Source organism: Paenibacillus nanensis (assembly GCF_003583765.1).
In the GTDB taxonomy this organism is placed as follows: domain Bacteria; phylum Bacillota; class Bacilli; order Paenibacillales; family Paenibacillaceae; genus Pristimantibacillus; species Pristimantibacillus nanensis.
This window is the reverse complement of record NZ_QXQA01000002.1, coordinates 752,314-767,451: the sequence shown is the minus strand read 5'-3', so window position 1 is coordinate 767,451 and position 15,138 is coordinate 752,314. Positions and strand designations below refer to the sequence as shown.

General features: G+C 53.5%; 11 protein-coding genes. 9 read left to right on the top strand and 2 right to left on the bottom strand.

Translation table 11 applies throughout. The features are described 5' to 3' along the window. The first annotated feature begins 427 nt into the window (after window positions 1-427). From D3P08_RS27220 to D3P08_RS06230, 5 genes are all read left to right on the top strand, one after another. On the top strand, window positions 428-1,957 hold the full coding sequence (locus tag D3P08_RS27220) for a peptidoglycan-binding domain-containing protein (RefSeq protein ID WP_162848379.1): 1,530 nt from the start codon (window positions 428-430) through the stop codon (window positions 1,955-1,957). Window positions 1,958-2,101: 144 nt separating this feature from the next. Then, on the top strand, window positions 2,102-3,397 hold the full coding sequence (locus D3P08_RS06245; protein WP_119598557.1) for a DUF445 domain-containing protein: 1,296 nt from the start codon (window positions 2,102-2,104) through the stop codon (window positions 3,395-3,397). A gap of 4 nt (window positions 3,398-3,401) precedes the next feature. Beyond that, on the top strand, window positions 3,402-4,742 hold the full coding sequence (locus tag D3P08_RS06240; RefSeq protein ID WP_119598556.1) for a DUF445 domain-containing protein: 1,341 nt from the start codon (window positions 3,402-3,404) through the stop codon (window positions 4,740-4,742). 114 nt (window positions 4,743-4,856) lie between these two features. Further along, a complete protein-coding gene (locus tag D3P08_RS06235; RefSeq protein ID WP_119598555.1) occupies window positions 4,857-5,792 on the top strand; it encodes a VanW family protein in 936 nt (311 codons plus the stop codon). Window positions 5,793-5,976: 184 nt separating this feature from the next. Next, window positions 5,977-6,531 (top strand): hypothetical protein, encoded by a 555-nt coding sequence (locus D3P08_RS06230; RefSeq protein ID WP_119598554.1) that lies wholly within the window; start codon window positions 5,977-5,979, stop codon window positions 6,529-6,531. Between the two features lie 62 nt (window positions 6,532-6,593). Here the strand turns inward: D3P08_RS06230 and D3P08_RS06225 are convergent, their stop codons facing one another. Together D3P08_RS06225 and D3P08_RS06220 are read right to left on the bottom strand one after the other, a co-directional pair. Further along, window positions 6,594-8,159 (bottom strand): response regulator transcription factor, encoded by a 1,566-nt coding sequence (locus D3P08_RS06225; RefSeq protein ID WP_119598553.1) that lies wholly within the window; start codon window positions 8,157-8,159, stop codon window positions 6,594-6,596. Continuing rightward, complete coding sequence (locus tag D3P08_RS06220; RefSeq protein ID WP_119598552.1) at window positions 8,159-9,931, bottom strand: sensor histidine kinase; 1,773 nt, start codon at window positions 9,929-9,931, stop codon at window positions 8,159-8,161. The genes D3P08_RS06225 and D3P08_RS06220 overlap by 1 nt, the downstream gene beginning before the upstream one ends. Window positions 9,932-10,213: 282 nt before the next feature. Between D3P08_RS06220 and D3P08_RS06215 the strand changes: the two genes are divergently transcribed. The 4 genes from D3P08_RS06215 (at window position 10,214) to D3P08_RS06200 (ending at window position 15,041) form a co-directional block, all read left to right on the top strand. Next, window positions 10,214-11,143 (top strand): ABC transporter permease, encoded by a 930-nt coding sequence (locus tag D3P08_RS06215; RefSeq protein WP_119598607.1) that lies wholly within the window; start codon window positions 10,214-10,216, stop codon window positions 11,141-11,143. A gap of 34 nt (window positions 11,144-11,177) precedes the next feature. After that, window positions 11,178-12,104: a carbohydrate ABC transporter permease gene (locus tag D3P08_RS06210; protein ID WP_119598551.1), complete on the top strand. Its 927-nt coding sequence runs from the start codon at window positions 11,178-11,180 to the stop codon at window positions 12,102-12,104. 90 nt (window positions 12,105-12,194) lie between these two features. After that, on the top strand, window positions 12,195-13,703 hold the full coding sequence (locus D3P08_RS06205; RefSeq protein WP_119598550.1) for an ABC transporter substrate-binding protein: 1,509 nt from the start codon (window positions 12,195-12,197) through the stop codon (window positions 13,701-13,703). A gap of 126 nt (window positions 13,704-13,829) precedes the next feature. Beyond that, window positions 13,830-15,041, top strand: coding sequence for a Rho termination factor N-terminal domain-containing protein (locus D3P08_RS06200; protein WP_119598549.1), 1,212 nt, complete (start codon window positions 13,830-13,832; stop codon window positions 15,039-15,041). Window positions 15,042-15,138 lie beyond the last annotated feature (97 nt).

The window sequence follows — 15,138 nt, the reverse complement described above, 5'->3', positions numbered from 1 at the left end:
TCTTTCAGAAGCTTTGTAACAGTATTTTCAAGTAGATCAGCAAACAGATTTTCGGGTATAGTAGTCATTGAGTAGGGTCCTCCTTCGGTGACTTCAGCAATCCCGAGGATACCCTACTTTTTTGTGTTCTGTGAAGAACCAAAACTTGGTACACAACTTATTTTACGTCATCGGTTTGTGGAGCAGATTTTTATGAAAAGTCGCACAAAGTAAGGGCGGGGGCACTTGGTTGGGGGTATATGAAAAGGTCGTGCAAGGGGGAGTGTAAGGGTTTAAAAATCGAGGCGCCTAGAAGCATTGAGTACATTAGTCTTTTTGCTTGTATTCATGACTTTTTGCGTAGATGTAATGAATTGTGAATTATGGGGATAGTAACTTTGGCAGCACAATTCAACACATTAAACTGCAAAAGGGTAGGTGCTACAAGGTGAAGGAATTGAAGTCAAATTTCGGCCGTATAGCGGTCAAATATTTAAGCATAGCGTTAATAACGTTGGCTCTGGCATTTAGCTTACCGAATACGACCCATGCGATCGGCAAACGCGCGAAAGGTCCGGATGTTTATGTTATTCAAGGGATGTTGAAGTCACTTGGCAGTTATGAGGGGCCGATTGACGGATACTATGGAGACTCATTAGTTAAAGGAGTACGGTATTTTCAGAAATCGCATGGGTTAAAGGTAACAGGGGTTGTTGATGCGCAAACGATGCAATCCATTACTTATTCCTACGTTACGGTTAAGAGCGGAGGAGGCACGGCCGGAGTAGGTAGGACGGGTGTTAAGGGCATCGGTACTGGCGGTGCTGGAGGAGTTGGAGGCGGAGCTGGTGGTGCAGGCGGCGGAGCCGGTGGAGATAGTGGTGGCGCAGGCAAGGCGCCGGGCGGCCAAGTGGGCGGCCAAGGCGGAGGTCAAGCGCCGGGCGGCCAAATGGGCAGCCAAGGCGCAGGCAAGGCGCCGGGCGGGCAAATGGGCGGCCAAGGTGCAGGCAAGGCGCCGGGCGGGCAGATGGGCGGCCAAGGCGGAGGCAAAGCGCCGGGCGGAGAAATGGGCGGCCAAGGCGCAGGCAAAGCGCCGGGCGGCCAAATGGGCGGCCAAGGCGGAGGTCAAGCGCCGGGCGGCCAAATGGGCGGCCAAGGCGGAGGTCAAGCGCCGGGCGGCCAAATGGGCGGCCAAGGCGGAGGTCAAGCGCCGGGCGGCCAAATGGGCGGCCAAGGCGGAGGCAAAGCGCCGGGCGGCCAAATGGGCGGTCAAGGTGCAGGTCAAGCGCCGGGCGGCCAAATGGGCGGCCAAGGCGGAGTTCAAGCGCCGGGCGGGCAAATGGGCGGCCAAGGCGCAGGTCAAGCGCCAGGCGGCCAAATGAACAGCCAAGGCGCAGGCAAGGCGCCGGGCGGGCAAATGGGCGGCCAAGGCGGAGGTCAAGCGCCGGGCGGCCAAATGGGCGGCCAAGGCGCAGGCAAAGCGCCGGGCGGCCAAATCGGCGGCCAAGGCGCAGGCCAAGCGCCGGGCGGGCAGATGGGCGGCCAAGGCGCAGGCAAGGCGCCGGGCGGGCAGATGGGCGGCCAAGGCGCAGGCAAGGCGCCGGGCGGCCAAATGGGCGGCCAAGGCGGAGGTCAAGCGCCTGGCGGAGAAATGGGCGGCCAAGGCGCAGGCAAAGCGCCGGGCGGCCAAATGGGCGGCCAAGGCGCAGGCAAAGCGCCGGGCGGCCAAATGGGCAGCCAAGGCGCAGGCAAGGCGCCGGGCGGAGAAATGGGCGGCCAAGGCGGAGGTCAAGCGCCGGGCGGACAAAAAGGCAACCAAGGCGAAGTCAAGGAGCCGGTTGGACAAATCGATGGCCAGAGCACAAGCCAAGCGCCGAGTCATATTATCGGGAGTCATGGCGCGGGCAAAGCGCCTGGCAGCAACAGGAGAGGCACAGGCAAAGTAAACATCGACTCCAAGCCGGGTGCCCAGCAGTAGCAGTACCAGCGTGAAAAAAAGCCGCAGCAGCCGGGCATTGGTTGCGGCGGCTTTTTGCTTGCGGCTTTAGGCTAGTGGATGACCGTTCCAAAAAAGGTTAAACTAGCAATACATCATTAATAAGCTGCGAAATGGAGTATCGCGATGGAAAAACGAAGCGTTAGAAAACGAGCGAACGCCATTCTGGCTATATCGGCGGCAGGCATTCTGGCAGCTTTTCCATTCCAGCATACCTTTGTTGGCGGATTGCTGTTTGCCGCATTTAGTGCGGGAACGATTGGCGGATTGGCGGATTCTTTTGCAATTAGCGCCTTGTTCGGCGATCCGCTTCGGATCAAATGGCCGAAATGGATGGGGACTCATATTATTTCAAGGAATAGAGAACGGTTGATCGGCGAGCTTGTGGATATGGTAGGGAAGGAACTCCTGACGGTAGAGGCGATCCGAGCTACCCTGCAGGAGCATGATTTGGGCGGCGTTATCGCCCGATATGTTACAGGCCAAGAAGGCTCTAGGGAAGCTCGCGCCATCGTGAAGAAGCTGGCGGGTGAGCTTCTCGCGAGCGCCGATGCGGAGCAAATCGCTGAAGGCTTGCAGCAGTTGATAACGGAGCATGGCGACGCGCTGCAGTTGTCCGACCTGCTGGCGGATATCGGGGACTGGAGCGTACGGCATAAATACGATGACAAGATCCTTTCTTTTGTCATCGAACCTTTTGTTCAGTTGGTCAAAAGCCATACATTTAGGTCTGTCATCGAACAGTTCGCCGCAACTGCGATTCGCTCGTATGAAGGGGATAAGCTGAGGCGAAGGCTTGTGGATTATACGGCGGGCCTTAACGCATCCTCTATCGCGGGAAAAGTGCAGGATTGGCTGGCCGCTTTTTTGGAGCAGCTCGCACATGAGGACAGCCCGCGTCGTTTGGAGCTGAAGGAGCTGCTGTTGATTTTCATCCGCAGACTGCGCGAGGATGAAGCGCTCAGGCACCGCGTGGAGAGCGGTAAGCGGAAGCTGCTTGAAGCGCTGAAGCCGCATATCCGCCTCGAGGCCCTCCTGAGCAAGCGGTTGAATGAGATAAGAGCGGACATCGTTTCTCCGCAGGACGGCAACGAAGGAAATCCGGAGCCTTCGAAGCTCATACAGTGGCTGTTGACAGAACTGGATCACGGCCTAGACTTGCTTCGAAGCCGCCCCGATCTGCAGCAATCGCTGGATACGGGTGTCAAAACGCTGCTGCTGTCTTGGATCGAGGAGAAGCACGCCCTTATCGGCGCTTTAGTAAAGGAAAAGCTGGAGTCCTATACGGAGCGAGAGTTAATCGAGATGGTAAAGGATAAAGCGGGCAGAGATCTGCAGTATATCCGGCTGAACGGGATGATTGTCGGTTCGGCTGCAGGTATTGTCCTGCATTTGTTCACATTCTGGATCAGAGGAGGATAAGGGAATGACCATGAGACGCAAAGCGAACGGGAGCTTAATCTTATTGTCTTTGCTGTTTGTAGGCGCCGCTGTCCTGCTGTATCTGTATCCCGGAAATTGGTGGCTGAGACTGCTGCTTTTTACGGCTGAAGCCGGACTGGTAGGAGCGCTCGCGGATTTGTTCGCGGTTACGGTGTTGTTCCGTCATCCGCTCGGCATGCGCTGGGTGCCGCATACCGCGATTATTCCGCGCAACCGCGATAAGCTGGTGGAAGGCGTAGCGGCGATGGTAGAAAAGCAGCTGCTCAGCAAAAACATGCTGTCCGACAAGCTGATGAACTATCGTTTGATTGATGCTGTCATCGAGTGGGTCGACCGGAGGAACGATACCCATTCTTTCGCTGAGCGTGGCTGGCAGCTTCTGATGTCTTGGCTGCGCGGCGCCAACCTTGAAGCCTTGGCCTCTAAGCTGGACGTCCATGCCCGGTCGGCGCTGAGCGGCGTCAATATTTCGCGTTATGCTGGCAGAGGATTAAAGTGGGTGCTTGCAAACAGCGATTTTCAGAAGTGGCTCGGACATTTGATCGACTATGCGGCAAAGCGAGCATCCAGCGAAGAGACGTTGGCGGCCATAAAGGCGATGGTCGCGAAGGAAAAAGATAAGTTCGTGAACGAAGGCGGCTCCATCGCAAGATGGTTCAAACAGAAGCTGCTTGATTTCGCGGAGGCTGCGGATGCGATCAATTTAGACGAAGCGGCGAACACGCTGTTCCGCGATTTGCAGAGCTTTATGAAGGAGCTGCAGAATCCTTCTCATGAGCTTCGCGTCATGATTGAAACGCGCGTTCTGGCACTGGCGGACAATCTGGAGACCAGCGAGGAGATCGGCGCGACCATCGAGTCATGGAAGCAGGAGATGCTGCGGGAGCTTTCCTTTCAGCCATCCATTCAAGCTCTTCTAGACAATGTCAAAAGCGTCATATTGGGCGGCGAATCGATGAAATATGTAGTGGTGGATGATCGCGCGCTGAATGCCCTAGACGTGAAAAGCTGGGTTACGGGCTTACTCGCCGCCTACTGGGAGACGTTTAAAAACGATACAGAGGCAAAGGATCAGCTGGACGGGTACTTGAAGCAGTTTGTGAGGGGTATTCTCGAACAGGAACATGCCTTGATCGGCAAAATCGCGCGAAGAACGCTGGAAAGCTTTACGGAAGAGCGTCTTGTTTCATTTATTGAAAGAAAGGTCGATACGGATTTGCAGCGCATTCGCTTGAATGGGGCTTTTATCGGATCATTGGTTGGAGCGCTGCTGTTTCTGTTTTTGTATGGCATATATGAGCCTCTGCTTGAGGTGTTGTTCTAAGGCCTTTGCCGCAACCGGCAAAGGTATATTTGTTTGATACTGCTAAAGGTTGAATGACTCTCCTGAAGAAATCGCATACTAACCTGGTTAATTCATTTCAGGAGTTGGACCAAGATGGTATGGAACGGAATCGTTGCCCTAGTGGTTGCGCTGCAGCCGTGGACATTTCCAACCTCGCATGCGGTCATTATGTCCGATGGAGAGGTTGTCGCAGACCAAATAGAGCGGGAGGCGTACTGGTATCCGGTGCCGGGGATCCCGCTTGTTAATGAAGAGAAGCTGAGCAAGCTGATGGATCAGATTGCCGGAAAAGTGGAGCGTCCTCCTATTAACGCTTCGCTTGACGGGGCGGGAAGAGTTGTGCCGGAGCGAAACGGCGGGAAGCTGGACCGCGCCGCATTTAAAAAATTGTTTTACGGATTTATGCTGGAGGGCGAGCCTTCGCAGATCGAAGCGCCTCTTCGGCCGGTCTATCCGCGCGTAGACAGCGAGGTGCTGTCCGCCATTAAGGTCAAACAAATTGGTTATTACGCGACCTTTTTTAACAGCCGCAACAAAAACCGGTCAGCGAATATCGCCCTTGCGGCGAAAGCGCTGAACAACCATGTCGTTTTTCCGGGAGAACGGTTTTCCTTTAATCAAACGGTTGGCAAACGGACGAGCGAAAAAGGGTATATGCGGGCGCCGGTCATCGTGCGGGGGGAATTGTACGAGGATATTGGGGGCGGAATATGCCAGGTATCTTCAACGCTGTTTAACGCCGCGGACCGGGCCGGGATGACCATTGTGGAGCGCTATTCGCACAGCCGGAGCGTGCGGTACGTGCCGCCCGGCCGCGACGCGACCGTCAGCTGGTATGGACCGGATTTCGTTTTCGAGAACCCGTACGACCAGCCTATACTGATCCGGGCTTTCGTCAGTCCCGGCGCGGTGCGTATCCTGATCTACTCCTCTGAGCTTGTGGAGCTTCGGACCCGTCAAGTTCCGGAGGCTTCCAAGGCGCTTCCGGAGGAAGTGAGAATGGACGGACAGAGAGCAAGTGTCGATTGAGAAGCAATCCATAGCAAGAGCTGTCAGAAAAGGTCTAAAACAAGACGTTTTCGGCAGCTCTTTTTCTTTTTCGCGAATTTCTTGGAATGTTTTGACAAAATATGCGGTCGAGGACTATAATTCTTTATAAAGAACAAATCATACATTTTAGTTTTGTTTACAGAACGGCAATGGAGGCATTCCTTTGATTATTCAAGTCACAAACGAATTTCAGAAAGCCCTGTTTGATGGAATCTGGAAGAAGGTATGGGATGAAAAGGGGTTCGAGCATGAGCATTCGAACGGAGACTCATTCTTGCTTTATGTAGAAGGCCGGGCGGCCGGGACGATTCAATTTGTTCCGTTAGATTTTCAGGGTAACGGGAGAGAGTTTGAGAAGCTATGCGACGGAAGCCGCATCGATGCGCTTAAAGCGTACCCCGGACAAGTATTTATAATCGATAAATTCGCGATCGCCAAAGAATTTCGCTCTACGCGCGCCCTTGATATGCTGATGTTCAGCTTGTTCGAGTACGCCGAAAAGAATCGGCAGCTTTACGCGGTCGCTTTGCTTGATCCGCTTTTTTACCGTCTGATTCGCTTCCAGTACCATTTCAAGGTCGAGAAAATAGGGTCAAGAGTTTATTACAAAGGGGCGGATGTCATCCCGATATTGATGGACGGGCGTCACTTCCTGGAGCAGAAATCGAGATACGGATGGTACCGGGAGGTTGCGGCGGCGCTCAGCGAGGGCTGTTAAACGGCGAAAAAAATGATGCGAAACCACCGCCTTGAATCGGCCAGGGCGATGGTTTTTTATGCCTATTGCAGCTTCCGGTACTGGGACGGGGATACACCGACATATTTTTTAAAATGCTTATAGAAATGAGCCTTATCCCAATAACCGACCCTTGTGGCGATATCATGCGTCTTCAAAGCGGAGTCTCTCATCAGCTCCTTTGCTTTTTCAATGCGAAATCGGTTGACATAATCGAGGAAAGGCTGGTTCATTTCTTTATGGAACAGCTGGCCGAGATATACGGGATGAATGCGGTGCTTCTGCGCTAACGTCTTCAAGGATACCTCCTCCATATAGGAGGAATGAATATATTCAACCACTTGGCGGATGACGGGCGTCTGATTGTTCCTTCCGGCGAGGATGCCGACCGCTTCGCGGGCGGTGTCCAGGGCTAGCTGCATGAGTCCGGCGAACTCAGCGGTATTCGCCACCCGATCCATCATGCCTTGATAAAAGGGTGAGAACTGCTCCTCTCGCGCGCTGTCCTTAACGGATTTTTTGAGATGGATGACAAGCTCTGCAACCCAGCTCCTAAGCATGGACGGCTCTATGCCATCGAGCTTTGCGAGCGCCTCAAGGTCAGCTTGAATTTGCGCGTATAAGCCGTTTTCGTCAAGAGCGAGGAGAAGGCGGGAATAGGCAACGAAGTCAGGCGATAAACTGAGGCCATTCCGCCGATTGGCGGTCCGAACCCGGTCATAGACAAGCAATCGCTCCTGGGGCTGCAGCAGGGCGTATTCGTAAGCGAGCAGCGCATGTCCGTAGCTGGCGGGTATCCGCTCGAAATCGGATTCAAGCGTTCCGACCGCGATGCGGCAAGCCGATCCGAGATGCAGCGACAATCGGTCCGTAAGTAACGTCAGCCGGTCATAGAGAAGCTGCATGGCGCTAGCGGATGCAAGCGGAACGCCGATAACGAGTACGATCCCGTCATCGATGTCCTGAAAGGCAAGGAAAGGGATCTCCAGCTCACGAAAAAATTGCTCGGACAAACGGCGAACTATCCGGCTCACTCCTTGGGTGTCCGGATACTCACGCTCAGGCATTGGAATGACGGCCGCGATGGAGTAGGGAGCATTGACCGCAAGTCCGAGAAAATCTGCGCGCTGCCGCCACTGTGCTTGACTGATACGGCCTGTGACCCATCGGTACATGATGTTGTCGATAATGAGCTCCATGCCGTTGTCTTCATATACAGCAAACCGGGATCTTTTCAGTTTCTCGACGGTTGCCGCCAGCGTCTCCTTCAGCTCCTCTAGATTAATGGGCTTTAAGAGATAGTTTTCAATCCCAAGCCTCATTCCTTCACGCACATAATCGAAGTCGTTATATCCGCTGAGCACAATCGTTCTCAGCTGGGCATTTTCGGCTTTGAGCGCGCGAATAAGAGCTAGACCGTCCATCTCCGGCATCGCAATATCCGTAATCAGGATATCGACGGGCCGTCCGTCCTCCCTAATTTGCTCCATTGCATCGAGCCCATTCTCGGCTTGGCCGATTAACGAAAGCTCGAACGCCTCCCATTCCACGATGCCGGCGAGTCCTTCCAATATAAATGGTTCGTCATCCACGACCCAGACATTGTACATCAGCCATTCTCCTTTCCGTAAGGCAAATACAGCCGCACGACCGTTCCCCCGTCCGGTTCGCTGGCAAGGCGTAGTCCGTATCGCTCCCCGTAGGTAAGCCGGATCCGTTCGTGAACGCTGCGAAGCCCAAGGGATGCGGAACCGCCTGGCCCCTCATGTCCCTCCAGCGCAAGCCGAACCCGCGTAAGCTTCTCTTCGTTCATGCCTCTTCCGTTGTCCGCCAGCTCCAATAGGATTGCATCCTCCTCGCGTCTGGCTTTAATAGAGATCTTATTGCCGGGCTTTGAAGGACGGATGCCGTGAACAACCGCATTTTCGATGAGCGGCTGAAGGGACAGTTTGAAGATGCGGTAATGCTTCACGTCGTTGTCGATTTCGATCGAATAGCTCAATTTATCCCGGTATCGGATCCGGTATAGCTCCAGAAACTGCTTGCTGTATTCGGCTTCGTCTTCGATTGTCACGAGCGTCTCGGACTTGACGGCATAGCGGAACAGTGAACCCAGCACATAAGCCATTTCTCCGACATCGGCGGCTCCTTGCGTCAGAGCGCGCATGCGGATTGCCTCAAGCGTGTTGTAGAGGAAGTGCGGGTTGATCTGCGCCTGGAACGCTACGAGCTCAGCATGCTTTTGCTTAATCTCGGACACGTACACTTGATTGATGTAACGTAGCAATTCTTCGCACATCCGGTTGAAACGATCCGCTATTTCATCCAGCTCGTCATTCCGGCCCGTCGGCACTCGCACGGACAGATTGCCTTGCTGCGCTTGCTTCATCGCCTTCACAATCGTTCGAGTTCTTCTGGCGTACCGATATACCGTGAAATAGGAGAACAGGATGGTGACGGCGATGCCGGCGGCGGTCGATAGAATGACATTCCGCCGAAAGCTCGCGTACCGGTTTTCAAGCTCCGCGCTAGGAATGAGGCCAATAACGATGAGATCTGACTTGGATGTGCGCAGCGACGTGACATATGCGCCGTTTTCAAGCTTCGCGGCGCCGGGGACGGTTATCCGTTCATGGCTGGACGGATAGATCTGGCCGCTGTATTGTTCGGATGAGTCAAAGGCTACCCGCCCGTCAGGCAGCACCACGAGGTAGGAACCGATGCCTTCGTTTGCCGTCATTTCCGTTAATCGGGACAAGCCTGCGCGGCTGTAGGTGACCAGGAGAGCGCCAACATTCTGCAGCGTGTTAGGATCGTTCAGCTCGAAAGCATAAGTGTAGGCGCCTTCTGCGTCCGCGGCCTGCAGCTCCAAGCTGTCGGCAATGCCAAGCGCTTGGGTGCTTATAGTTCGCTGATTGCCCATTGCTTCGATCGCGCGGGCGGCCGCGGCTTCCTCATCGCCCAGCTCGCGCAGCTTTTGGGTTTTATTGCTGTTGAACAGGAACAGGAAGGACTGGTCCCGGCTGTATAGCGCGATTTGCATAATATCGTTGTTCCGTTCCATATGGCTTCGGATGAACGTTTCGACGTTGCGGTCCTCCGAGCTGTTGCTGGCGATGTACCGATTGAACCGGTATTGGATGTAGAGCTGAATATCATGCCGAAGAAAATACAGCATGTCGCTGAGCAGCGCCTGATTCTGATACAGCTGGAGAATGATGTCCTGCGAGTCGTCCATTTGGCTGTCCAGGTAGCGCGCCAAGGAGTCGACGGTTTCGGCCTGCCCGGCTAATTCCTTCTGGCGCAGCGAGCTTGCGGAATATTCGTAGACGAGAAGGGCAAGCGTGCAAAAGGAAACGATCGTTAACGAGGAATAGACCAAAATGATGCGGTTGAACAGCTTCGTTCGAAAGACAGCCTGGTAAATCTGCGAAAGCTTAACCGTAAGGATCCTCTCCTTCGGGCTGGAAGTATATTTACGATAACATGCCGGATTAGCACTGACAATTGTTTTTGGAAGCGTTTTCTTAAAAACGCAAAAAGCAGCTTTATTTTGTACACCAAACCTTTAATCTGTTCACTGCCCGGCCTTGGCAGCCTCATGATACATTAGTGGCGAGCGAGGCGCAGCACATGCGAACGGAGGTGAAACGATTTGAAAGCGCTGCAATCGAAGATGCGGGACTTAGGACGGAACGGCGCGTTTTTGCTGATGGTGCTGCCGGGGGCGGCATGGTTTCTGATCTTCTGCTACTTGCCCATGCCCGGCGCTATTCTGGCGTTTAAGCAGTACCGGCTCGATTTGGGAGGGTTCTTTGAAGGCCTTATTTATTCGGAATGGACCGGGCTCCGAAATTTCGAGTTTCTGTTCCGCGCTCATGACGCTTACATCATTACCCGGAATACCGTGCTGTACAACTTGGTCTTTATCATTTTGGGGCTTGTGTTATCCGTCGCGATGGCTATTATTTTGTTCAATTTAACCCAGAAGAAGCTGGCCAAGCTGTACCAGACCGGCATGTTCATGCCTTATTTCCTTTCCTGGATTATCGTCAGTTATTTTGTATTCAGCTTCTTGAGCGTGGATAAAGGCGTTCTGAACCAGCTCCTGGTTTCCTTAGGAATCGAGCCGGTCCACTGGTACTCGGAGCCGAAATATTGGCCGTTCATCCTGGTGTTCATGAACATTTGGAAAGGGCTCGGGTATTCCAGCGTCGTCTACTTGGCTGCGATTGCGGGCATCGATAAAACGTATTACGAAGCGGCTATGATCGACGGGGCTAGCAAATGGCAGCAGACGATGAACATTACGCTTCCGCTGATTAAACCGATGATGATTGTCCTGACGATTTTGGCGGTCGGCGGCATTTTCCGGGCGGATTTCGGCCTCTTCTATCAGGTGCCGCGCGATTCCGGCCCGTTGTTCTCCATGACGAACGTGATCGATACGTATGTCTACCGGTCGATGAAGGTGCTTGGCGATTTCGGTCTGGCCGCCGCGGCGGGCTTCTACCAGTCTGTCGTAGGATTTATTCTTGTGCTGACGGCGAATTGGGCGGTTAAAAAAGTGAATGAAGATCAAGCGCTGTTCTAGCCGGGATCGGAATAGATACGAAAGGAGTTTTGCCATGAAGCCGGGCCGACCGGGCAAGTCTTACGATATTCACCGCCTTCCACCCGTCTGGAACGCGCTGCTCCATCTCTTCGCCGGCGGATTCGCCTTCGTTTGCATCTTCCCGTTTGTGTTCGTTGTCATCCTTTCCTTCACAGACGAGAACGCGCTGCTGATGTACGGCTACCGCATCGTTCCGGAGCAGTGGAGCACGCAAGCGTACACGTACCTGTTCAAAACGGGCGACCAGCTTTTTCGCTCATACGGGGTAACGATTCTGATCACGGTCATCGGTACTTTGCTGTCTGTCTGCATGACGACGCTTTATGCCTATGCGTTATCCCGCAGCAACTTTAAATACCGCAAATTTTTTACGTTTTTTGCGTTCTTCACGATGCTGTTCGGGGGCGGACTCGTGCCGACGTACATCGTGGTCGCCCAGATGCTTCAGCTAAAGGATACGCTGTGGGCGTTAATCCTGCCAATGGCGATGAATGCGTTCCACATCATCGTGCTCCGAACGTTTCTGCAGACTATGGTGCCGAATCCGATTATTGAATCCGGCAAAATCGACGGGGCCAGCGAGTTTCGCATTCTGTTCCGGCTTGTTGTGCCGATTTCGCTGCCCGGCATCGCCACCATCGCGCTGTTTTGCACGCTGTCTTATTGGAATGACTGGTTCAACGCTCTGCTCTACATCGATTCCGGGCATTTGGTGCCCCTTCAATCGCTGCTTATGCGAATCGAGCAGAGCATGCAGTTCATTATTTCCAACTCAGCGCTGCTGAATAGCGGGCAGAGCAGGGAAATGCTGCAGTCGCTTCCCCAAGAGACGACCCGCATGGCGATGGTTGTGCTTGCGACAGGGCCGATCGTGTTCGCTTATCCGTTCTTCCAGCGGTACTTCATACAAGGGCTGACCATTGGAGCCGTTAAAGATTAAACCGTCATTGATTTTAAACGCATCAGACAGGCTACACGCCTTTCGCCTGAGCGGTTAAAATAAATTGAATGATACGATAGGGGGATTCGCGTGTTTAACAAAAAGTGGATCATCGGCTTGGCTTTGGTCATCCTTGCCGCATCGGTTTTGGCCGCCTGCTCGAGCGGCAATGGCAGTAACGGCGGAAATCAGGGCACTGAGCCGAAGGCAAGCAAGGGGGCGCAAAACGAAGGCGAGAAGGAAAACGAAAAACCCGTCAATCTGATCTGGTACACGATCGGAACGCCGCCGAACGATTTGAAAAAGGTTAACGACGAACTGAATGCGTACATTCTTCCGAAAATTAACGCGACTGTCGAGATGAGAATGCTGGACTGGGGCGACTACTCGCAAAAGATGCAAGTGACGATCGCATCCGGCGAGCCGTATGACATCGCGTTTACGAGCTCTTGGGCGAACGATTATTTCGCCAACGCCAAAAAAGGAGCGTTCTACGAGCTGGATGCCTTGCTGCAGGAGAAGGGCCAAGGTATTTTGCAAGCCCTTAACCCTGCATTCCTGGAGGGGACAAAAGTAAACGGACATCATTACGGCCTGCCGACGAACAAAGAGCTGCCGCAGCAGCGCGTATTCCGATTCAACAAAACGATGCTGGATAAAAACGGTCTGGATATTTCCGGCGTGCGAACGATCCAGGATTTGGCTCCGATTCTGAAAGCTTTTCAGGAGAAGGAGCCGACTATTCCTCCGATTCCGGCCAAAATTGCCGAGTTTCTGCCGTATGACTTGCCGATTAACGATTTGCCGTTCATCGGGATGCCGCTGGACACGACCGATTATAAGCTGATTAACGTCTGGGAAACGCCGGAGGCCATGCGCTATCTTGAAACGATGCACGAATATTATAAGGCCGGCTATTTGCCGAAGGATGTTGCGACCCAGACGGATGCCGGCGATTATTTCAAGACGGGCAAATGGCTTCTGGACGTAGCCGACGCGCAGCCGTATGCGGATAATTTATGGAGCAGCGACGCGGGTTACGAGGTCGTCAGCGTGCCAATGCACGACCCGATCGCCTTCAATTGGTCGGTCGCGGGCGCTATGCAAGCCATTAACGCCAAATCCAAGCATCCGGATAAAGCGATGGAGTTTCTAAACTTGCTCTATACGGATCCTTATGTCATCAATCTGATCGATTATGGCATTGAGAATGTGCATTATACGAAGACGGGCGACCAGTCCAAGGATTCGATCCCGGACAGCGGCTACGGCTTCCCGGCCTTCACCGTCGGCAACCTGATGCTTACGTATTTGAATACGGGAGATCCGGCGGATAAATGGGAGAAATTCAAAGCGTTCAACGACTCCGCGACGAACTCGCCGCTCCTTGGTTTCCAGGTGGACACGACGAACATTACAACGGAGCTGGCTAACTTGAAGAACGCCAAAGAAGCGACTTACAATTCCTTGTTCTCTGGCACGCTCGATCCGAAGGAGAATCTTCCTAAGGTGAATCAGAAGCTCAAGGATAACGGCTTAGATAAGGTTATGCAAGAGGTCCAGCGACAGATCGACGAATGGCGCGCGAACCAAAAATAAATCGGAAAGCTGCCCGCGGCAATTTAAGCTGCCGGGCAGTTTTTTTGCCTGAAAGGCTCCGTACCTTCGAAGAATGTGGTAGAATAGACGGTATTGTTTTTGGAAGAAAAGGAGTGTCTTAGGCAAGTGGCTGAAAAATTGAAGGAAAAAGCAGAGAAAATGACGATAGATGCGATGGGGAAAATGGTGGAAGAAGAAAATAAAAGGCAGCAAAAAGCGGAAGCGAAGCGTTGGACGCCGATTGATCCGGCGGTTTCACTAACGGACGCGCTCTCGCGATTGACGAAGGATGAATTGACGGCGATTAGGGTCCGTCTGGATATAAAAGGCGCGAGCAGCTTGAAAAAAGCGGATTTGATCGAAAAGCTGGCGGAAGCGTTAATGCAAGATATCCCGCAATTGCTGCAAGCTTTCGACGAGAAGAGCTACAGCCTTGTGAAGGAGCTGGCCGAACAGGACGGATGCGGCGCGGCCGGCAAATGGAGAAGAGCGATGGTCGACTCCATGTGCAAGCTCGGCATCGTTTTTACGGGGACGGTGAACGGCAAAGAAAGCCTGGTTATGCCGGCAGAGCTTGCGGCGGTCGTCCGAGAAGCGGACAGCGCCGATCTAAGCGCGGTCGTCAAGCGCAATACCGAGTGGTGCCGGTTAACGAATGGCATGCTTCTTTATTATGGATCGCTGCGAATTGAAGACTTGAAACAACTGCTTGCAAAGTATACGGGGAAAGCCGTTGAAGCAACGGAAATCGTGCGCATTCTGACGTTCAATGCGGATCAGTACAGCTACGTCATGGACAACGACGGATTCTCGAATATTGAAGCGCTGGATGCCGGCGTATTGGAGGAGCATGACAAGAGGCAGGATTTGTCATTTTATCCTTTCACCAAACCGCAGCTGTTAAGAGCCGGGGAAGCAGGCTTCATCGAACGGAATGAAGCGTATAGGACGTTCGCCGCCTTCCTCGCCACCTACTACGATATGGATCAAGCGGAAGCGATCGAAATCTCGAACGCATGCGTGATCGGCATGCAGGCCGGCGATTCGTTGCAGCAGCTGGTGGAGTTTCTAGGAGAGAGCCTAGAAATGGACGAAAATAGCATGCGTATGGTCGTGGACCGGCTTGTTCCGTTCATGAACGGAACGCCGCTATGGACGTTGAAAGGTTATGCGCCTACCGAGCTGTCTGCAAAGTCGAACGCAGCCCCGCTTGCGGCGCCTGTCCGCGCTGCCGGCAGCTCCAATGTGGTTAGCTTCCAAACCGGCAAAAAAATTGGACGCAACGAGCCGTGCCCATGCGGCAGCGGGAAAAAATTTAAAAAGTGCTGCGGCGCTTAGCGAGCCTCTAGCTCGATTTGAACCGGCCTCCGACGTAGGGCCGGTTTTTTGCTATTGTCATGTTTCGGTTGTAGGAGGAAGGATTCTCCCAAGGCGA

What these genes read in the sequence shown, in the direction of transcription:
- D3P08_RS06245 (WP_119598557.1), top strand. Translation starts at nt 2,102, where the DNA reads ATGGAAAAACGAAGCGTTAGAAAACGAGCGAACGCCATTCTGGCTATA.
- D3P08_RS06235 (WP_119598555.1), top strand. Translation starts at nt 4,857, where the DNA reads ATGGTATGGAACGGAATCGTTGCCCTAGTGGTTGCGCTGCAGCCGTGG.
- D3P08_RS06225 (WP_119598553.1), bottom strand. Translation starts at nt 8,159, where the DNA reads ATGTACAATGTCTGGGTCGTGGATGACGAACCATTTATATTGGAAGGA.
- D3P08_RS06210 (WP_119598551.1), top strand. Translation starts at nt 11,178, where the DNA reads ATGAAGCCGGGCCGACCGGGCAAGTCTTACGATATTCACCGCCTTCCA.
- D3P08_RS06240 (WP_119598556.1), top strand. Translation starts at nt 3,402, where the DNA reads ATGACCATGAGACGCAAAGCGAACGGGAGCTTAATCTTATTGTCTTTG.